This window comes from Chitinophagales bacterium, from assembly GCA_041392475.1.
GTDB lineage: Bacteria > Bacteroidota > Bacteroidia > Chitinophagales > UBA2359 > JAUHXA01.
In genome coordinates, this window is record JAWKLZ010000002.1 from 160,461 (window position 1) to 181,259 (window position 20,799).

Here is a 20,799-nt window from a genome sequence, read left to right on the forward strand (position 1 = left end):
TGGAACGGCATTGGCGGTCAGATGCAACCATCAACTGTAATGGGAACGCATCTGCATTGACGATTACACTCCATTGAAGGTGACAGTTGCCTGCCTTGTGATACACAGTCATCAACTGTGATGGTCACGCTATAATCACCTGTACTGGCAGCATCTGCATTGGAAACAATTGGATTTTGTTCGGTGGAGCTAAAGCTGTTTGGACCACTCCATTGATAGGCGACAGTAGTACCTGTTGTGGAGGTGTTGCTGTTCAATTGTACATCTGCACCCATGCAAGCAGGGCTGTCATTGGTGGCGGTTGCCAAAGGAACGGCATTGATGGTAATGTCGGTAGTGGAAGGATCGGAAGTACAACCATCTACTGTAATCGTGACGGCGTAAGTGCCTGATTGAATGGTGGTCGCATCAGTTAAAATGGGGTTTTGATTGGTGGAAGTGAAATTGTTTGGACCACTCCAGACATAGCCAATGGTGCTGCCACCTGTAGAAGTGCTGCTATTTAAAGTTATGTCGTCACCTGTACAGGCGGGACTTCCCGTATTGGAGGCAGAAGCATTGGGTACAGACAATACTGTTACAGATACAGTGGCAGGGTCAGAGACACAACCTTCTGCGGTGATGACAACCGTATAATTTCCTGAATCTCCTACTGCCACATTGGTCAATGTGGGACTTTGTTCGGTAGAGCTAAAAGTATTCGGTCCCGACCATTGATAGGTGATGTCTGTGGCGGAGGAAGTCGTGAGAGCGTTTAAGGTCATATCCTTTCCTATACAAGCTGCTCCCTGATCTACCTCTGCTGTTGCATCGGGTTGCTCAGAAATTGAAACGACCGTGGTATCTCCTTTTGAAAGACACCCATCTATCGTTACCTTCAATATGTATTCTCCTGCATCTGCTAATTCTACTGTTGACAATAAGGGGTCTTGAGTCGAGGAACTGTAGTTATCAGGACCCGACCATTGGTATGTTGGCATACTGCTTCCCGATACGGTAGTGCTTCCTGTCAATTGAACATCTTCTCCCTCACAAACAGGACTGTTATTGTCTGCCATCGCATCTGAAGTATGGATGGTATAAATGACGGCATAAGTAGCATTTGTTGTATTCCCTACCCCTATATAAGTGGGCGTAACAGCGAAGGCTAAGGTATCTAAATCCTCCTCATAAGAAACCAAACTATAGGTCATATTGACCACATCTATCCATTGTGGATTGTTTAGGGTATCGGGGATGGATAGGTGAATGCTGTCTCCCACGGTATAGCAAAGCGTTTCTTCCAATATCACCAAAGGCAAGATTTCATCTGCTCCCATATCGGGCAGTTGGGTAGTGCCATCGGGTCGAGGTTCTCCGTCAATGTCGAGGGGGAACAGGGCGGCTATCGCAGGATCGGCTGCATTGGTTTGTTGGGTAATGTCTAAGATGTGTAAGTTGTTAAAAGCTATAAAAATAGGATTGATGCTGACCGAATGATCATTGTCGGGTAAGGAAGGAATATCATTGAAGATAGCACCTCCAATGTTTACTATTCCTGCATTGGGAGAAAAATAGTTGTTGTAATCCCATGTATTTATACTACTTTCATTCTCAATATGAGCGGGAAAGCCCATACCTCCATCTGTCGTAAAAGTATTGTTTTGTACATCTACGTCCGAACTTGCTGCATCTATGTAAATGCCATCTCCATTGCCTTCTGCATTGACGCTATTGTGATAGACCCACCAAGAATCTCCATTCTCAAATACGATTCCTGCGCTTGGCATCGTTCCACCAAAATTTCCACTGACCGTATTGTTCACGATATAGGGCGGATCATTGGCAGAATCAGCTGGGTTTTGTCCACTGTCTTCAATGTAAATGCCTTGACCCGATATATTGTAGAGTTCATTTCCTTCAATGCCAGGAACGCTGTATTGAGCTACTTCGAGTTGGGATTCTCCCGCATAGATTCCGTATTCAAATACTTCCAATTGGGATTCGGCATAGCGCAGTTGTATGCCTGTGTTGTCGGGATTTAGATTAGGTGAGACACGGTCAATGATCAAATTAATGATGTTCTCTTTGACCAAGAAATTAGTGAGGTAGCCCAACAATATTCCCGTATCGTAACTGTCTTCGATGACATTGTCTTGAATGACAGGACCCTTCATACTTTTATCGCTGTTTCCCAAGATGGCAATCCCTGTATGCCCTCCTCTGATATTATTGTTGTGAATGACTGTTCGGTTGGCATTGTTGCCATAGTGGTCGGGTGCATTGATAGAATTATCGCTGTTCGATGCCACTATGCCCATATAGCAAGTACTCGTTTCGTTCACTCCTACATCTATCGTACAATTTCGGATATAGACACTGTCCGCTTGGTTTTTGAGGTGAATGCCCCATGCGCCCGTAGCTACGGGAGAGGCTTCAATATTCAAACCATTAATGATGACATGGTCTGCTCCATCTATTTGGATAATAGCGGGATTCGTACACGTCGCTAAACTATTAGTCAATGTAGCACCATTGCCATTGATGGTCAAGCTATCCGTAGCTGTCAATCCTACATAGTCTGTAATATGAACCTGTTCATCTAAAGTAATTCCTGCTTCTACTTCTAAGGTGACTTGTTTGTACATCCCTACTTGAGACAAGGAATCCATGGCATGTTGTAGGTTGATAAAATCAGAGGAAGGACTGGGCCCTACCGTATAAGTACCTCCTAATGGGGCATATATACTAAATAGCCACATGTCAAAATTCCCATAATTTCCACTTACATCATTGTCTATAGATTCCGAATAACCTCCATAAATATACCCTTCTGAAATAGGTAAAATAGTACCTCCTTCTTCATAGTCACTACCGCCATAATTTTGTTCCCAATCAATATTTCCATTTGCATCAATATTAAGCAACCATACATCACTAGACCCATAGTTACCTCCTACATCTCCATTACTAGATTCAGATCGTCCTATAATTATATAACCACCATTAGATGATAAAGCTACTGAGTTAACAATATCTCTACCAGTACCTCCATAATTTTGTTCCCACTGAATATTTCCATTAGAATCTGTTTTTACTACCCAAAAATCAGTATTTCCATTATTTGCATCTACATCATCAGTAACAGAATTCGTATTCCCTCCTATAATATATCCTCCATCAACTGTTTGAATGATTGATTCAGCTGTATCATCACCACTCCCTCCGTAATTTTTATCCCACTGAATATTTCCATTAGCGTCTATTTTTACCACCCAAAAATCCTTACCCCCATAGTTTAAATCTACATCATTATCATTTGACATAGTAAACCCTGACAATATATAACCCCCGTCTGTAGTCGATGCCATAGATAAACATTCATCTACATCACTTCCGCCATAATTTTTATCCCACTGAATATTTCCATTAGAATCTATTTTTACCACCCAAAAATCTCGATTACCATAATTTGAATTTACATCATTATCTGATGATTCTGATAAACCTCCAATTATATAGCCGCCATCTGAAGTAGATAAAATATTGTAAGCAAAATCTTGGTCACTACCACCATAGTTTTGATTCCAGTCTATTATACCATTAGCATCTATTTTTACTACCCAAAAATCTTGTTGACCATAGTTACCTACTACATCCAAATTACTTGAGGTAGAATAACCTGCTATTATATATCCCCCATCAGATGTTATAGATAAAGATCTTCCTACATCAAATAAATTACCTCCATAATTTTTATCCCATTGAATATTTCCATCTATATCTATTTCTGCTACCCACATGTCTGTTCCTCCATTACTTCCATCTACATCATTATCATTTGAACTAGTCTGACCTACTAAAATAAAATTATTTCCACTAGTGGGAATCATATAATGTAGGTAATCTATATTGCTACCGCCATAGTTCTGTTCCCATACGACTCCTTGAGAGTAGGCAACCAAGGATGACAATAAAGCAAAACAAATAATTAACAAATATTTTGTAGAAGAGTAGAGTAGGTTTTTCATTTAGTGGTGTATTTTAAAAAGTGAGAATTAAGTCTTTATCCAAAAATAACTGGGGGTTTAAATCTGTTGAATTTAGTGTATAACCAGCATTTTCTGTTTTTCTAAGACCTGTTGTTGGGGCGTTTGTAGTTGGTAGAAATATAGCCCTGCGTCTAATTTGGAAGTATTGATAGAAATACTTTCTAAACCTATCGGAATGTATTCTTGGAATACTCTTTTACCCCAAATATCCACGATTACTAATTCCATGTTGTCGAAGATATGGGCAAATCTAATAGTCGTTAGTTGATTGCTTGGGTTGGGATGGTTTTGAGATAGAGTAATATCTGTTAAATCAATAGACTCGATATCTGTGATGGGTTCGCTTACTTTAAAAATCCATGCATCATAATCACCATTGTTTCCGCTCACATCAACATCATTGAATTGAGAGCGTCCTGCTACCACATAATCTCCGTCAGAAGTTTGCAGTACGGAATGACCTATGTCGGAACCTGTACTGCCAAAATTTTTGTTCCAAACAACAACACCATTTCTATTTATTTTCAACAACCATACATCCATATTGCCATGATTATTTTCAACATCATTGCTTGTAGAGTTGGTATTGCCCGACAGAATATAGCCGCCATCATTGGTTGAATAAATAGATTTTGCTTGATCTCTATTGTTTCCACCGTAATTTTTTTCCCATAGAATAGTTCCCAAATCATCTATGGTGACAACCCATATATCTTCTTGACCGTAATTGGAGGTCAAATCTCTGTCTGCTGAACTGGAATAACCTGCCAATACATAATTCCCATCAAGGGTGACTGTCATATCTTGAAGCCAATCAATGTTACTACCTCCATAGGTTTCATCCCAGATTTTATTTCCATTTTGGTCTATCTTCATGACCCACATATCTCCGTCCGTATCTGCAAAATTATCAGCTAAGTCAAAGTCGACAGATCGTGTTGTTCCTCCAACAATAAAATTGCCGTCAGCAGTCGATACAACCGAGTTTGCAAAATCTTGCCTCAAACCACCATAAGTTTTATTCCATTGGATATTACCAGTATCGTCTATTTTGAGAATGCAAAAATCAGCACTGCCATTGTTTCCATCAGTGATGTCTCCATCCATTGAGTAGGAATATCCAACTAAAATATATCCTCCGTCGAGGGTAGAGGATATGGATTGAAGGCGGTCTATACTTGACCCTCCATAGGTTTTGTCCCACTGTTTGATTCCATTGGCATCCACTTTCACCAGCCACATATCCTCGTTGCCATTGTTGGTATCTGTCACATCTCCATCACTAGAAGCAGTAGAACCTGCTAGGATATACCCGCCATCAACTATTGGGATTATCTCTTGAGCAATGTCTTCACCGCTTCCTCCATAGGTATATTCCCATTGGAGAAATCCGTTGTCATCTACTTTGCCAATGTAAAAATCATTTTTTGTGCTAGCATTAAAGGAATGTCCTGCAAAAACATATCCTTCATCAGGGGAAGGAACAATTGAATAGGCTCTATCTTCATTTACACTTCCAAAATTCTCTTCCCAAATAATTTTTTGGGCAGATATAGGAACAGAAGAGTAGAATAAACAGTAAATAAATAACGGAAATACGCTTAGGTAAGATTGAATGAGTTTCACGGTTGAGCATTTTTAGTAATGTATAAAAAATAAGTATAGCTTTTCCATTCTGAAAATGGTATTCGTTGAAAATCAGGTGTAACAAACACCATACGAATACATTTTATTCAGTCAAATGACGACTACAATTTTAGATAAGCGACTATTTTAATATACAGCTCGTAAAAAAAAATGACGAGTCACAACACTATGGAGGTATTTCTGTCTTTAAAAGATGGCATTCAACATATCATCCATACTTTCTTCTAAGGATTTTTCTTCAGCATCGTTTTTTACAATCGTTGATTTCTTGTTTTCACTTTTAGTTAGCCCTAAATCTTTCAAGAAAGTATGTATGGACGGTTTATTTTTTCCATATTGCAAGATAGTATCAATATTTTTATTCTCAAAACTTTTGAGTTTAATTAATATATTTATTGTCAATTTATAAGCTTGACCATCTTGTATTTTGCTTGCCATATTCAGATGCTCTAAAAATTGAGGATGTTCGATTTGTTGGTTTTGCAGGTAGGCATCTATCAGATAAGCCAAGTCCACGGCTGCCTTTGACGTATCTCGATTGCTGAGGTGTATGTCTAATGCTTTTTCGTTGTAGTCCACTACTTCACTATAGGTTTTGTTCAAGCGAAAGACCTGTGCTATTTTTTGATAGGTTAGGGCAAGGTCGGGGTGTGTATCGTGCAGTGTTTTTTGTCTGATTTTTAGGGATTTAGAGAGATTTTTTAAAGACTGGTGGTACTCGTGTGTTTTTAGATAGGTTTTGCCTTTGAGGAAATAAGCAAAAGCGACCTCCGTATGTTCTCGTCCCAAACTGTGGGCTGCTACAATCAAGGCTTCTTCGTATTTCTCCAGAGCAGCCTTGTAGTTTTTTTGACGGTAATAAACATTGCCTACATCAATCGCATAGCTATTCATCCGTATGTGTGTTTCGTCATAAAACTTCTTTTTTTCTTCAAAAGATTTTTCCAACAAGTCCAATGCCTCCTCAAAAGTCCCTTTTTGGGTATGTATGCGTCCCAATACCTCCAAAATGAGAAAGTAGGTGGTGCTGTTGTTGTTCTCATATAAGGGGCGCAGCTCTTCCAAGATGTTTTGTGCTTCGTCGTACCGCTCCATCAAAAAATAGTTGGTTGCCAAGTTGTAAGAAGACAGAAGGGTGTGCGGATGTTGACTGCCCAGTTTTTCACGCCTGATTTTTAGAGATTTGAGGGTTGTATCTACAGCCAAAGCATATTTGCCCATTTTTTGGTAGAGTGTTCCCAAATTGTGCAAACTAAAGGCTACTGAAGGATTGTTGTTGCCCCACAATTTTTCTTTGATTTGTATGGCTTCGTTTTGGTATTTAATGGCTTTATCGTAATCCCCGACAGCTTCATAGAGGACTGCCAAGTTTGCTATAATAGTAGGGATCAATTGCTGAATACGGGCATTGGGATTGATTTGTCTCGTACATACCTTCCGTGCTTTTTCGTATAGTTGAATGGCGTTCTCTCGGTTCTTTCCGCCCAACTGATAATAAGGTCGGGCAATGTTTTGATACAAAATTGCCAAATGTATATCTTCAATATTTGGATGTGCATTGTAAATTTTGAGAGACTTCAAATAGGCTTGAATAGATGCCTTGAAGTCGCCCATCTCGTAGTATATATTGCCAAACAATTCTTGACTTTTGGCTATTTCTAAGTGTTGTTTGGCTAAGTTTTGTTCGCCATATTCTAAATTTTCCCTTAGGTGCTTCAATGCTTCTTCATAATGTCCCAGTGTATCGAGTCCAGCAATAAAATTGTTCATGGCTTTCACCCGCAGTTCTGGCTTGATTTTGAACTTGTGAATGTGTCGCAAAAATTCGTTCAGCAATTTCTTGACAGCAAGCGGATCATTGGCTTTGCGGAAATTAATGATGGAAAAGGCAGCAGTGATTTGATCCTCAATACTTCTATATTTTTTTTTCACATACAGATGAAACAGTAAATGAATCACGTTGAACAAATCCTGTATGTTGTACTTTTCTTTCTCAAAGAAGGCACCTCCTACTTCCAAAGCCTCTTGTAGTTCTTCTTTGAATATGTCAATGCCCTTTTGTGCCGCATCGTTAAGTTGGAGGCTATCTATTTCAAACTCTTGCCTCAAGTATTCTGATAATTTAAAATCCAACAACCAACCTCTTTCTTCTTCTTTGAGGATGTTGTCTGCTCGCAGAACGCCAATATAGGATTTGCTGGTCAGGTCTTCTAAAAAAGGAAGGCTACTTGGATAGGCAAGTGCAAACATGGTTTGTGTGTGTGCTTCATTGTTCTTTAGGTAGGCTTTCAGTATTTCATATAGCTTAGTATTGATTCTATTTGAGGAATAATTTTCTTTTATTTCGACTTCCGCCTTCAGTTGTTGGTCTTGGTCTGGAAAGTTTTGTCGAATGATTTGAAGAAAATCTTTGATGGTTTGGTAAAAAACCTCCTCCATCTGATAATGGGCTTCATCTGGATTCCCTTCAATATTGGTCAATATGGATTTTTTGTTTTTTGGCAAAATATTAGATAGGGTGCTAATTTCGGTTTCTTCCCATAGAAAAGGACGCAACAAAATAGGAATGACTACTTTGTCTTCCTCTTGCTGTAGAATAATGATTTGCTCTAAGTGCCTACAAGTTATCTTACTAGCAAACAAATCAGAACTACAGAGAACTACAATAACATCTGCCGATCTCAGATTTTCTTGAACTTTTTTTTCTATGTGCTGTCCTCCAAAAATGGAATTGGCGTGTTGTATTTTCAATAGATTGTTGCGAATCGGCACAGTCAGACTCAATTCAATCTGTTCTAAAAATCGCACATCTTTTTCGTGATGCAATATATACACTTGAATGGGCATGGTATCGGGCGTTTAATTTTTTACAGTCCTTCTATACAAAATACATTATTTAATAAGAAGGTAAACAAAGTTGGCGATTTTTTTTGAGTTTTTCAAGACAATAGATTGTCAATTTTAGTGCTTATAGGTTGTTAAGTCTGAGAATTTCCCTTATTTTGTATCACCTCCATCCTAAATGTCGTTTTGTAATTACACCATTGAACTGAACTTAAACCATACTCCAATATGCGTTTTGTCACACTTTGTTTACTATTGCTCTGTATTAGCCACACTATTTTCGCACAAAATCCAGCCTTCATTGCTCCTACATCGGGCGATATGCACCAAACTTTGCACCTACGCTACCAACAATACAAAGAACATGCTATCACCGATAGGCGATTCAAACAAGCAGATATCATTCCGATGATTGAACACCTCAAACAAGACCCTTTGTTTGCGGTAAGTATTGAAGGACAATCGGTTGAAGGGCGCAATATTTATATGGTGAAGTTGGGGCATGGTCGAAAAAAGGTGTTGATGTGGTCGCAAATGCACGGCAATGAACCTACGGCAACCATGGCATTGCTGGATATTTTCAACTTTTTTCGGCAACAAGATGATTTGATGCGTTGGAAAAACGAATTGTTGGATAGCCTGACCCTTTATTTTATACCGATGCTCAATCCCGATGGTACAGAGCGTTTTGAAAGGCGCAATGCTTTGGACATTGATTTGAATAGAGATGCGGTGCGCTTGCAGTCGCCCGAAGCTCAGATATTGAAGCGAATACACGACCAAATTCACCCAGATTTTGCTTTTAATTTGCACGACCAAACCACACAATACAGTGCTGGACGGTGTTCGTCAGCAGCTACACTTTCATTTTTGGCCCCTTCCTTCAATTATGCTAATGATATCAATGCCAATCGTTTTAAGGCAATGCAGGTAGTGAGCCACCTCAATAAAATACTGCAAGTACACATTCCTCGACAAGTTGCCCGATACGATGACGAATACGAGCCGAGAGCGTTTGGCGACAATATGCAGAAATGGGGAACAAGTGCTATTTTGATTGAAGCGGGGGGGTATCACCAGGATTACGAAAAACAATACAACCGACAATTGCATTTTGTTACGCTATTACAGGCTTGCGAAACGATTGCAAAGGAAAGCTATCGGCAGGAAACACTGCAAGATTATTTTGCGATTCCTGAGAATGAAAAAACCTTGTTTCACCTCTTGCTGCGAAATGTGGTGTTGGAGAAAGAAGGTAAAGAGTATGTTATGGACATTGCCTTCAAAAGTTATGAGGCGGAGTACAATCAGTTTCGGGAGTATTACTTCTACAATCAAATTGAAGACATGGGTGATTTGTCGGTTTTTCATGGCTATCAAGAATTGAACGCCAAAGGATTGAAGGTGGTTCCTGGACTTTTGTATCCGCAGATTTTTGACAATGCGGAGGATTTGAAGTATTTGGATATGTTGGGGGTTTTGAAACAGGGATATACGAATGTCAAAGTGCGGGAAGTGCCAAATGATAACCGTTACCATCAATTGCCTATTCGCTTGACTTCTATTAGCCGCAGTGTTACCAACAAAATTGAATTGAATCGCAGTTCTGATTTTTTATTGCAGGCAGGCGATGGTACTTTTGTCTATGCAGTGGTCAATGGTTTTTTGTTTGATTTGCAGGAAACCAGTAAGCAAATGTATGCGATGCCGAGCGAGTTTTTTTCACGGTGAAGTATTGATTGTGTTGAGGTGTTGAAGTCACTAATGTTCTGTCAAGTTTAAAATGTCGGGTAAGATTAGCCCGAAATTCAAATGATGACTAAGCACCAATCACTGTATGAGTTCTCCTTTTCCTTCTCGGATGATTTCGATTTCGTTGTTGGTACAATCTATGACCGTCGAAACCCTGTTGTCACCATAACCTCCATCAATCACAATGTCCACCAAGTTCTCAAAGGTTTCGTGTATTTCGTAAGGGTCGGTCAAATATTCGCTGATATCGTCCTCTATTTTGAGGGAAGTGGACAAGAGTGGATTGCCCAATTCTCGGACAATTGTGCGGGCAATATTGTTGTCAGGTACACGAATGCCAACCGTTTTTTTCTTCTTAAAAAACTTGGGTAAGTTGTTGTTTCCCTTCAAAATGAAGGTGAAAGGGCCTGGCAAATTTCTATTCATCAATTTGTAAATAGACTTGTTGAAAGGTAGGGTGAAATCTGCTAATTGACTCAAATCGTAGCAAATAAAAGAGAGATTTGCTTTTTGAACTTTCACCCCTTTGATTTGGCAGATTTTTTCGATGGCCTTGAATTTGGTGATGTCGCAGCCAATCCCGTAAACAGTATCAGTAGGATAAATTATGATTCCTCCATCTTGCAAACATTCGATTACCTGCTTTATTTTTCTTTCGTCAGGATTGTCAGAGTTAATGTTGAGTAACATAATAATTTTAGTTTTATAAATGTTATAGCAAACTATTTTAACTAACTTAAGTTTCGCACCTTCTATTTGCTTGAAAATGAGTAACCTTTTTTCATTTTCACAAATAACTTAATGGGTCTAAACAATTGATAAATAATCTTTTGAATGGGAAAATCCATACTAATAAAACAAACTTCACGCATCTATACACAAAATAAATAATCATGTATTAATTGCTTGCTATAAATAGGAGATTTGTTTAAATTAACCGCTCTGTTATTCAAAAAAACAGCATAAAATATGTATATTTGATTCACTACAAACAAAATACAAAAATTATGCTGTCTGATTGCAAGATACAAAAAGTACAGGAAATTAAAACCGTTCTTAGAAAAAATAATATTGTTGATGTCTTAACCAAAGCTTATCAACCTTTTCAACTCAACAGTTTACTTTCTGAATTTGCCCCTATCAAAAAACAAGGCTATTCATTGACCATGCTCTTTTTGACCTTATTGGTCATGCCTTATTTAAACGCAAGTACCGTTCACAGTTTGTATAAAAATGCTTTCGATTATGTGGTAGGTTGTGCAAAAGATAGCCTCTATCGTTTCAAAAATAATGAGTGGATACCTTGGCGAACAATACTGTATCGCTTTAATAAACGATATGACGAATTGGTTCTCAAAAATGGAGAATCTATCAAGTCAGCTAAGCCCAAATGCCTCATAGCATTTGCATTTGATGATTTACGATACTCAATTTAGGAGATTATTTGAAGGGACAGTTATCCTTAAAATACAGAATGAATAAAAGATAAGCTTTTGTTAAGTCTTAATTTGGAAATAAGTCGTTATCTAATTGATAAACAAATGATTATTGCCAAATAGTAAGGTGCGAAACTTAAGAAGCATAAATTGAAACTGGAAGCATCAGCCATCCCAAAAACATAGAAGATAACACAAATTTGATGTTGGTTATAAAGTTCATAAGGACTGTTTTTAGAGTGATACATTTGTTTTGAGCAATTTACAAAATAAATAAAACTTTAAACAATGTATTATTCAATCATGAATTGTTTTTGACAAAAAATCTCTAAAACAAAGTTATAGATCTTAAAAATAACAACCATGATTATAGAAAAGTATATGCCACCGAAACCTGCAATGTATTTTTGGTCGTTTTTCCCAGCTCCAAAATAGGTTTAAAAGTATCAGTACAGCCATAAAAATAACGTAACGAAACATTTAAACCAGTTGCAGACTCCATACCCAATCCCCCACCAATCGAAAAATCTGCTGATTTGAATAAGAATTTACCATTGAGAGGTGGCGTAGCAATAATACGTAACTTGGCATTTACCAATTTTCCAATTTGTGGAATCACCTGAAGGTTTAGGAATCTTGTGAGGAATATTTTTGCAGTCACTGGAAAAATAAGATAACCATAGGAAATATGACTACCAGGTGTTAACAAATCTTGCATTTTATGCGAAGAATACAGTATTTCAGGCTGCAAACCAAAACGATGGGAAAAACGAGCACTCAAATACATGCCTCCATGAAATCCTACACTAGCCGTTAGATTATCGGTATTTCCTTGATAATTTGTGAAATTCACTCCTCCTTTCATGCCTATAATCGCCTGCTTCGCTTGTTGGGCAGAACTTGATTGTGTGAGGCCAAGCGACAAACACAAAAGAATCAGGGTATTTTTGACAACTGAGGATAGAAAATAGCGGGGGTAGGTGGAATTTTTGATAATGGTAAAGATTGAAGGTGAAAATATGAATTCCAGTACCAATATACAGATTTCTGACCGCAGGATTGTCAGCTATTTTACAAACACAAAAAAACACCATAACTGCCATTGCAGATCAAATGGGTTATTTATATTTCACGATTTCTTGGTGCTGAATATAAATTTGATACCCTTTTTCTAACAAACTATCCAGTTGATACTCATTGGGTAAGTTTGGGTAAGCAGTCAAATGATTGCAGTAGAACATAGCTTCAATGGCATGTTCCGTTTGAAACAGTAGTTTAGGTGTATCATTATTTATAGTTTGGCTAAAATACTTCAATTCTTGCGCCCATTTGGGATTTCGGTCAACCGAATGAAAAGGTTTGAGGCGTTCGATGCTGTATCGAATCGGTAGGGCAATCATCAAAACTGCAATCACTTTCACAAAGAAAGCAATTTTAGCTTGTTTGATTTTAGGTAAAATCTGGCATAAATATCTAAAAAACAAAGCAGTAAGAATGAAAAAAGCTGGAGCAGAAATGAGAGTGTAAGCCTGCATTTTGGTGGCTGCAATGGTGAAAAAAACAAGGGGAATAAAAATCCACGCACCCAAAGCCCATAGATGCAGTCTTCTAACTTGGATTTTATGAAAAATCATGACCACCAACCAAATCAAAGGAAGGTAAATCAACTCTCCAAAAACAATTCTTATTGTTGTGAAATGGTAGAGAAACGGACGATTCAGTCCCTCCAATTGTTCAAACAAATGACGGGTATTGTAGAATTGCTCCCATTCTGCCTCCAAAGGAAAGGTATGGTGAATATACAATTGCCACGGCAAAGCAACTCCAATGACCAAGCCCACTACCATTGTCAATTCCATTCCTATTTTTTTGTATTGAAGTCCTTGATAACGAACCTTCAACAACAACCAAATAGGTAGAACAATCAAAGCTGTCAACCATTTGGTCAAAACGGCAAAACCTATGGCGATTCCAATTGCAGCAGCGGACAATTTGCTGTCTTTTTTTGTAGCAAGCAGACCAAAATACACCCCCAATTCGATGAAGAACTGAAAAGCAATGTCAATATGGTCAGTCGGTACTCTGCCTCCTGTAAGTTCAATAAACAAGCCATGAATAGCGTGCAAGCTGCAATGAATGCAACCTTTCGCCCAAAAAGGAGCAGCGCAATTTGGAAGGTGAGCCAAATTCCTAAAACAGAAAACAGAATGGAAGGCAATCGAAGTGCAATTTCGTTCACTCCAAATACTTTCATACTCAGTGCCATACACCAAAGCGCAACAGGCTGTTTGTGCAACCATACATGATTGGTGGTCCATCCTTTGTAATTGTAGGAAAGTACAGGATTTTCGTATAAAGTGGGTGTTAGAGGATGTTGGATTAGATTTTTAGCGACCAAAGCATGGTAACGTTCATCCCATTCGTGAACGTATAAATCAGTAGCTACATACATTCTCAACAGCAAGCCTAAGACCAAAATACTGCTCAATGCGAATGTGTATTTTGGGCATAATAAAGTTTATACGCTTTGAAAGTCAGTGCAATAACTACCAATAAAACCACAATACCAATAAGGACATTTTCCATGCGACTAAGATTATAAAAAATTTTATATTTTTTATAATATTTAAACAAAACCTTTTGTCAATTCCCCATTGATTAACCTCCAAATTCCTAAAGGATTGTTATTCTGTAAAGCTTTTGGCAACAAACTGTCAGGATAACCTTGATAACAAACAGGACGTACAAATCGCTTAATGGCATTTGTACCAACCGAAGTCGATTGGGGTACAGTTGTTGCAGGGTAAGGTCCGCCGTGAACCATCGCATGACACACTTCAACACCTGTTGGAAAACCATTCAAAACAACTCGACCAACTTTCTTTTCTAAAATATCGAACAATTCTTGGTACTCTGCAATATCAGCTTCAGTAGCATGTACCGTTGCAGTTAAATGACCTTGCAGTCCTTTTGCAGCTTTTAGGATTTCTTCCTTTTGAGAATAACCAACCAATACACTTGAAGGGCCAAAGACTTCTTCAGACAGCATTTCATTTTCTAAAAAATGGTCAATCGTAGTTTGAAAAATTTTTGAAACCGCTTGGTTTGGTGCGTTTTCATCCTCACCATTGGCTAACTGTTGGACATTTGAGGAGTTGAAAAGCTCTGCTGTTCCTTTGTCATAAGCAGCTTTGATACCCGAAGTTAACATCGTTGTGGCAGGCGTTTGGGTGATTTTTTGAGCTAACACTCGATTGAAGTTTGCTCCATGTTCATCTGTTTGAACAAAAGCCAAACCTGGATTGGTGCAAAACTGCCCAACGCCTAGATTGATAGAAGCTGCCAAATCCGTTGCAATGGCTGATGAACGCTCTTTCATCGCATTGGGTAAAATGAATACTGGATTGGTGCTACCCATTTCTGCAAAAACAGGAATAGGTTCTGGGCGTGTGTTTACATACTCCCAAATCGCCTTTCCGCCTTTGTAAGAACCTGTAAAACCAACTGCTTTGATATCTGGATGTTTCACCAAGTACTCACCGATTTCATAAGAATTCCCCTGAATCAAGGTAAATGTACCTTCAGGCATTCCCGTTTTTTCAGCCGCCTTAATGACCGCTTTTGCCACCAATTCCGCCGTTCCAGGATGTGCTGGATGTCCTTTTACAATCACTGGACAACCTGCGGCTAAAGCCGATGCCGTATCACCACCTGCTGTTGAAAATGCCAATGGAAAGTTACTCGCACCAAAAACGGCAACAGGTCCCAACGGAATATGAATGTGACGAATATCCGCATTTGCGTTGTCAATTCGAGCATCTACCCAAGAACCTTCTCCCACTACTGACGCAAAAAGCCGCAATTGATTGCAGGTTCTACCCCGTTCTCCTGTCAAGCGACCATGTGGCAATGCCGTTTCGAGGTGTCCTCTTTCGATTAACTCCTCACCCAAGTCTTCAATTTCAGCAGCGGCTTGCTCTAAGAATTGAGCAATTTCTTCTTTGCTCTTTTTTCGATACATATCAAAAGCTGCCACCGCTTTTTGAACTGCTTTGTCAATTTGTTTTTTATCTGCTATCTCAAATTCCCCTTCAAGCGGTTGGCTATCAATCGGACTGATAGCTTTAAACGTATTTTTATGATTCATGTTATTTTTTTACTTTTATAATACAATTATTTGTAGGATTTTACGAACAGGATATTTACAAAGTGAATTGATGGGCTTTATCTATCAAGAACTGCAATATTTGGCTTTCCTCTTCATTTGGCATCACCAAAGGCAAACATGCTTCACCTGCACTTCTTTTTATTAGCTTTATTCCTTGTTTGATTAAGTTCATACTATAAACTTGTTTTTGTCCTTGATATCCGACTTTATCTTAGCAACTAATATACAAATATTTTTTTCTTATAATCAAGTGGTCGAAACCTAAGATGGATACTTACCCTTTCTTACTTTTGAGCAAAATCCTAATATTATCGCTCAATATGTAGTGTTAGGGGTTTAACAATTCGCATATCTAAACTATTTATAAATCAACACTTCCACCTCTTTTCCTTCTTGAATTACTCCTCGATACATCCCTTCCGTATTAAATGGCATTGCATAATTCCCTTTTGCATCCAAGGCAATTACTCCGCCACGAGCATCCTGTTCTTTCAACTTTTGGTTCACCACATAATCAGCCGCCTCCTGCAAAGTTTTACCACCATATTCCATCAAGGCTGCAATATCATACGCTACTACATTTCGGATAAAAAACTCACCGTGTCCAGTACTCGATACCGCACAAGTTTGGTTGTTGGCATACGTACCTGCTCCAATGATTGGCGAGTCTCCTACCCTGCCCCAGCGTTTATTGGTCATGCCACCCGTTGAAGTTCCTGCTGCCAGATTACCATTTTTGTCCAGAGCCACTGCACCGACTGTACCTTTCTTTTTATCGTTATCATTGCTGTCATGGTCGAGTTCCATTTTTTCATACTTCAATGCTTTTTGGAGAGCATCCCATCGTTTTTGGGTAAAAAAGTAGCTGCTATCCACCAATTTTAAGCCCTGTTCTTTGGCAAAAATATCTGCTCCATTTCCTGCCATCATTATGTGTGGTGAGTTTTCCATCACTTTGCGAGCTGCATCAATGGGGTTTTTGACAGTTTTTACACCTGCCACTGCACCTGCATTGAGGGTTTTACCGTCCATGATTGAAGCGTCCAATTCATTGTGTCCATCGTTTGTGAAAACTGCTCCTTTTCCCGCATTGAAGAGTGGAGAATCCTCCAAGATATTGATGACTTTTTGGACAGCATCTATACTGCTTCCACCGTTTTCCAATATTTCAAAACCCGCCTTTAGGGCTTCGGTAAGTTTTGAAGTGTATGCATTCTCTAATTCTGGCGACATATCTTCTTTGAGAATCGTACCTGCTCCTCCATGAATTACGAGGGTAATGGGCGGCACAAATTGGTTTTCAGTGATTTGAGTTTCAACTTTTGCAGTAGTTAACATGGATGTATTTTGATGATTACAAGTGGTTTGTATTAGTAAAAACAAGGTGAAAATAGATAGATATTTCATTTCTTGGTTATTTTGGGTATGTTCGTTCTATTTTGCTAAAAAAATGACATTTATGTTTATATTAGCTTTTATATTTTTTAGACTTTGGACGAAGGAGCAAACATGCAAGAAATAAGATTTTAATTAACTGATAATCAATTGTTTGTACTTAATCGCATCAATATATTAAAATTTTGATTATCAATTCTTTATAGCTCGCATATTGCTTACTACTTCTTTCATCCAAAGTCCAAATATTTTATTCGACTAAATTAATCATTCGGATTCTTTTTTTTACTTTAGTGAAACTTTTAAAATAATTTAAATCAAATAGAATTTCAGATGAGGCTAAATAAATGTTTTTCTGGTTTTTAGCTTCAATTTTCATTTTTGATTCACAAAAAAGCGAATTATGTTCAGATTTTTTTCCTGTTTTTTGATTGCCTTTTCACTTGTTGCATGCATGAGTGACAGCAATGATACAACTGCAACTTCTGATGCTGAAACAGCTAAACAATTAGCTATAACCAATACTGAAACAACTACAGACCAGCCCATCACTCCTGAATCTGCTCAACCTGTAGCCGCAATGTTGATAAATATGACTTTTGATGCAGAAAATTTTACGGTGAAAGAGGGACTTCAGACAAGTATTTATGGCTTGGAATGGCAATTGGCAGTAGCAGAAGATACCAATCTCAGTATCTCCGAAATTGTACTGAAAGAAGCTCTTCCGTTCGATTTTAGTATGGAATTAACCGACCCATTAGAGCCATGTGGAGACCAAGTTGCAGTGAAATTTAGCTATACAGCAAATGGAAATGCCACAGAGCTAACTTCCTCTGAGCCTTTTATTTTCTACGATTGTGCCACCTGTATTCAAGGATTAAAACTGCAATACAAAGAAGGCACTTATTCGGATCAAGAAATCATCAATGAGTTATTTCCAAGTTTGGTATTCAAACTAGGAACAACGGAAGATAAGGTCGTGATTCCTGATATGGTGCGATTAGAACCTATCCATTTTTATGGTGATGCTTTTATTGAAGGAGTGACAAGTTTGACCCATTTTATGCAGTATGGCTTGTTTACGAGTTACGATAAAGAAACAGAATCAGGACAGTTCTTAATGGAGTTTGAATTTGATGTGGACTGGCAACGAGTTGAACAGGGTAAAGTAGAGTTTAGAGAAGTTCAGGCAAATATTGACGGAGAGCGTGAAGTCTTGACAAAAATGAACTGGACGTGGGAAATCAAGGGTAGCAAGGTGGCTCTTTTTGACCAAAATGGCGACCGTTATGATGTGATTTTCACTTCAAAAATTTTCAAAGAGGATGATACGCAAACTCCTCGTATTCAATTCAAGTGGAAAGGAAAAACCTTTACCTCAGAACCTTTGTCCCCTTGTTGAGGAGAAAATTTGGATACATGATTATAGGGTTTTTGCACCCATTTAAAAATGCAACAAAGATAAATTATTTTCAACTTCTAAAAATACAACTCATTGGAAACCAATAGCATTTACGGACCGTTACTTTTAGAAATAGCGTGGGAAGTCTGCAACAAAGTAGGCGGAATTTACACTGTTATTCAATCTAAAACTCCCTATATTATTCAGCGCTGGAAATCGCAATATTGCGTATTAGGTCCTGTTTTGGACGACAAAATTCCATTTGAATTTCAGCCAACAGATGATTTTTCTGATCCTTACGGAAAAGCGGTGTTGAATATGCGGGCTACGGGTTACGAAGTGCATTATGGTCATTGGCTCATCGATGGAAAACCCAAAGCTATTCTTATCAATATCAAGCAGGCTTATCCTAAAATGTACCTCATCAAACAGGAATTACTCCAACACTACAATCTGCATATTCCCGATAGCGGCTATGAATCAGACTTAGTACATGAGGTAGTAGCATTCAGTTATTTAACCAAAACATTTATCCAACATCTCGCTAATCCAGAAGTTACAGAACGTCCAGTCATTGCCCATTTCCATGAATGGATGGCAGGTTTACCTATTGCAGATATCAAGCGACTGGGGCTGAAAGTAGCTACGGTTTTTACGACTCATGCCACCAAACTTGGGCGTTATATGGCCATGAGTGATAAAAATTTCTACAAGCGTATTTCACTAACCAATTGGCAAGAAGAATCTCAAAGACGACAAATTGTTCCGCAAGTGACAATGGAACGAATGGCTGCTCAGGGTGCCGATGTGATGACTACGGTTAGTCGAGTGACAGATGTGGAATGTGAATATCTCTTGGGAAGAAAATCAGATTTAATGCTTCCAAATGGCATCAATCATACTCGTTTTGCAGCTCTACATGAGTTTCAAAATTTGCACCTGTCTTTCAAGAAAAAAATTCATGAGTTTGTCATGGGGCATTTCTTCAATAATTATACTTTCGACCTCGACAAAACGATGTATTTCTTCACTTCTGGTCGTTTTGAATTTGAAAACAAAGGGTATGACCTTACTTTAGAAGCCTTGTATCGCCTCAATCAGCGTATGAAAAAGGCAAAGATGGACATCACAATTGTCACCTTCTTCATCACCCGTCAGCCTTTCACCAGTATCAATCCGAAAGTATTGGAGTTGAGGGCATATATGGAAGAAATTAAGGAAACCTGCAATGCTATTCAAGAAACGATTGGCGAAAAACTGTTTTACGAAGCGGCAACAAATGACGATCCAAACCTACCAGAACTTCGAAGTTTCGTGAGTGACTACTGGCAGTTTCGCTACAAAAAAACGGTGCAAAGTTGGAAAAGCAACCACCTTCCAATCTTGGTGACACACAACTTAATAGACGATGCCAACGATCAAATTTTGCAGTACATCCGATACAGAAAAATGTTCAACTACAAGGACGATCCTGTAAAAATTGTGTACCATCCCGATTTTATTGATTCGACCAATCCATTGTTCAAACTAGATTATGAACAGTTTGTGAGAGGCTGCCATTTAGGGATTTTTCCAAGTTATTACGAACCTTGGGGTTATACACCTGTGGAATGTATTGCAAGAGGAGTTCCTGCCGTAACGAGTGATTTGGCGGGTTTTGGAGATTATGCCAAACACAATGTTAGAAACTTAGAAGACAACGGTGTTTTTGTGATTCGACGACGCAATCAAACATTTGATGAAGCGGCAGAGCAATTGACCGATGTATTGTTTGATTTTGTCCAACAAACTCGACGAGAGCGAATTGCTCAACGGAATCATGCCGAAGGACTTACCGAACATTTTTCTTGGAATACACTCGGCCAAGAATACTTCAAAGCTTACCGTCTGGCAATGGAAAGAAAGGGATTTTAACGAATACCTACTTCATGCTTCAAGTTGGGTGCATCCCAAATTGTCGCAAGGTGGTGTCGGTACGCTGTACCTTTTATTTACTTCTCCAATAATGTCCTACAAATAGGGTCGGAGCTACGCTCCTGATACGCAACCCCTTAGGAGCATAGCTCCGACCCTGTTTGTAGAGCGTGGAAGATAAAAATTTTTAAGGTGCATAGCACCGTCACC

At 38.6% G+C, this 20,799-nt stretch carries 14 protein-coding genes; 4 read left to right on the forward strand and 10 right to left on the reverse strand.

The annotated features are described in order from the left end of the window. Window positions 1-17: 17 nt before the first annotated feature. The 3 genes from R3E32_14180 to R3E32_14190 all read right to left on the reverse strand — a co-directional run bounded on the left by R3E32_14180 (window position 18) and on the right by R3E32_14190 (window position 8,525). Complete coding sequence (locus tag R3E32_14180; GenBank protein MEZ4885877.1) at window positions 18-4,010, reverse strand: right-handed parallel beta-helix repeat-containing protein; 3,993 nt, start codon at window positions 4,008-4,010, stop codon at window positions 18-20. Between the two features lie 72 nt (window positions 4,011-4,082). After that, on the reverse strand, window positions 4,083-5,657 hold the full coding sequence (locus tag R3E32_14185; protein ID MEZ4885878.1) for a T9SS type A sorting domain-containing protein: 1,575 nt from the start codon (window positions 5,655-5,657) through the stop codon (window positions 4,083-4,085). A 207-nt stretch (window positions 5,658-5,864) separates the two neighbouring features. Then, window positions 5,865-8,525 carry a tetratricopeptide repeat protein gene (locus R3E32_14190; protein ID MEZ4885879.1) on the reverse strand — a complete coding sequence of 887 codons (2,661 nt, stop codon included), beginning with the start codon at window positions 8,523-8,525 and terminating at the stop codon, window positions 5,865-5,867. Between the two features lie 225 nt (window positions 8,526-8,750). Here R3E32_14190 and R3E32_14195 point away from each other — a divergent pair, with 225 nt between their 5' ends. After that, window positions 8,751-10,253, forward strand: coding sequence for a M14 family zinc carboxypeptidase (locus R3E32_14195; GenBank protein ID MEZ4885880.1), 1,503 nt, complete (start codon window positions 8,751-8,753; stop codon window positions 10,251-10,253). A gap of 99 nt (window positions 10,254-10,352) precedes the next feature. On the opposite strand, the gene R3E32_14200 is transcribed toward R3E32_14195, so the two are convergent. Next, window positions 10,353-10,964, reverse strand: coding sequence for an L-threonylcarbamoyladenylate synthase (locus tag R3E32_14200; protein MEZ4885881.1), 612 nt, complete (start codon window positions 10,962-10,964; stop codon window positions 10,353-10,355). A 317-nt stretch (window positions 10,965-11,281) separates the two neighbouring features. Here R3E32_14200 and R3E32_14205 point away from each other — a divergent pair, with 317 nt between their 5' ends. Then, window positions 11,282-11,710, forward strand: a complete 429-nt coding sequence (locus R3E32_14205; GenBank protein ID MEZ4885882.1) for a hypothetical protein — start codon at window positions 11,282-11,284, stop codon at window positions 11,708-11,710. A 367-nt stretch (window positions 11,711-12,077) separates the two neighbouring features. Here the strand turns inward: R3E32_14205 and R3E32_14210 are convergent, their stop codons facing one another. From R3E32_14210 to R3E32_14235, 6 genes are all read right to left on the reverse strand, one after another. Continuing rightward, a complete protein-coding gene (locus R3E32_14210) occupies window positions 12,078-12,635 on the reverse strand; it encodes a porin family protein (protein MEZ4885883.1) in 558 nt (185 codons plus the stop codon). A 193-nt stretch (window positions 12,636-12,828) separates the two neighbouring features. Beyond that, window positions 12,829-13,740: a hypothetical protein gene (locus R3E32_14215; GenBank protein MEZ4885884.1), complete on the reverse strand. Its 912-nt coding sequence runs from the start codon at window positions 13,738-13,740 to the stop codon at window positions 12,829-12,831. After that, a complete protein-coding gene (locus tag R3E32_14220; GenBank protein MEZ4885885.1) occupies window positions 13,671-14,198 on the reverse strand; it encodes a glycosyltransferase family 39 protein in 528 nt (175 codons plus the stop codon). Before R3E32_14220 ends, R3E32_14215 begins: the two co-directional genes overlap by 70 nt. 138 nt (window positions 14,199-14,336) lie before the next feature. Next, window positions 14,337-15,857: an aldehyde dehydrogenase (NADP(+)) gene (locus tag R3E32_14225; protein MEZ4885886.1), complete on the reverse strand. Its 1,521-nt coding sequence runs from the start codon at window positions 15,855-15,857 to the stop codon at window positions 14,337-14,339. Between the two features lie 55 nt (window positions 15,858-15,912). After that, complete coding sequence (locus tag R3E32_14230) at window positions 15,913-16,050, reverse strand: hypothetical protein (protein ID MEZ4885887.1); 138 nt, start codon at window positions 16,048-16,050, stop codon at window positions 15,913-15,915. A gap of 185 nt (window positions 16,051-16,235) precedes the next feature. Continuing rightward, a complete protein-coding gene (locus tag R3E32_14235) occupies window positions 16,236-17,285 on the reverse strand; it encodes an isoaspartyl peptidase/L-asparaginase (protein MEZ4885888.1) in 1,050 nt (349 codons plus the stop codon). 391 nt (window positions 17,286-17,676) lie between these two features. Between R3E32_14235 and R3E32_14240 the strand changes: the two genes are divergently transcribed. Next, window positions 17,677-18,675, forward strand: coding sequence for a hypothetical protein (locus R3E32_14240; protein ID MEZ4885889.1), 999 nt, complete (start codon window positions 17,677-17,679; stop codon window positions 18,673-18,675). Window positions 18,676-18,768: 93 nt separating this feature from the next. Continuing rightward, a complete protein-coding gene (locus R3E32_14245; GenBank protein MEZ4885890.1) occupies window positions 18,769-20,589 on the forward strand; it encodes a glycosyltransferase in 1,821 nt (606 codons plus the stop codon). Window positions 20,590-20,799 lie beyond the last annotated feature (210 nt).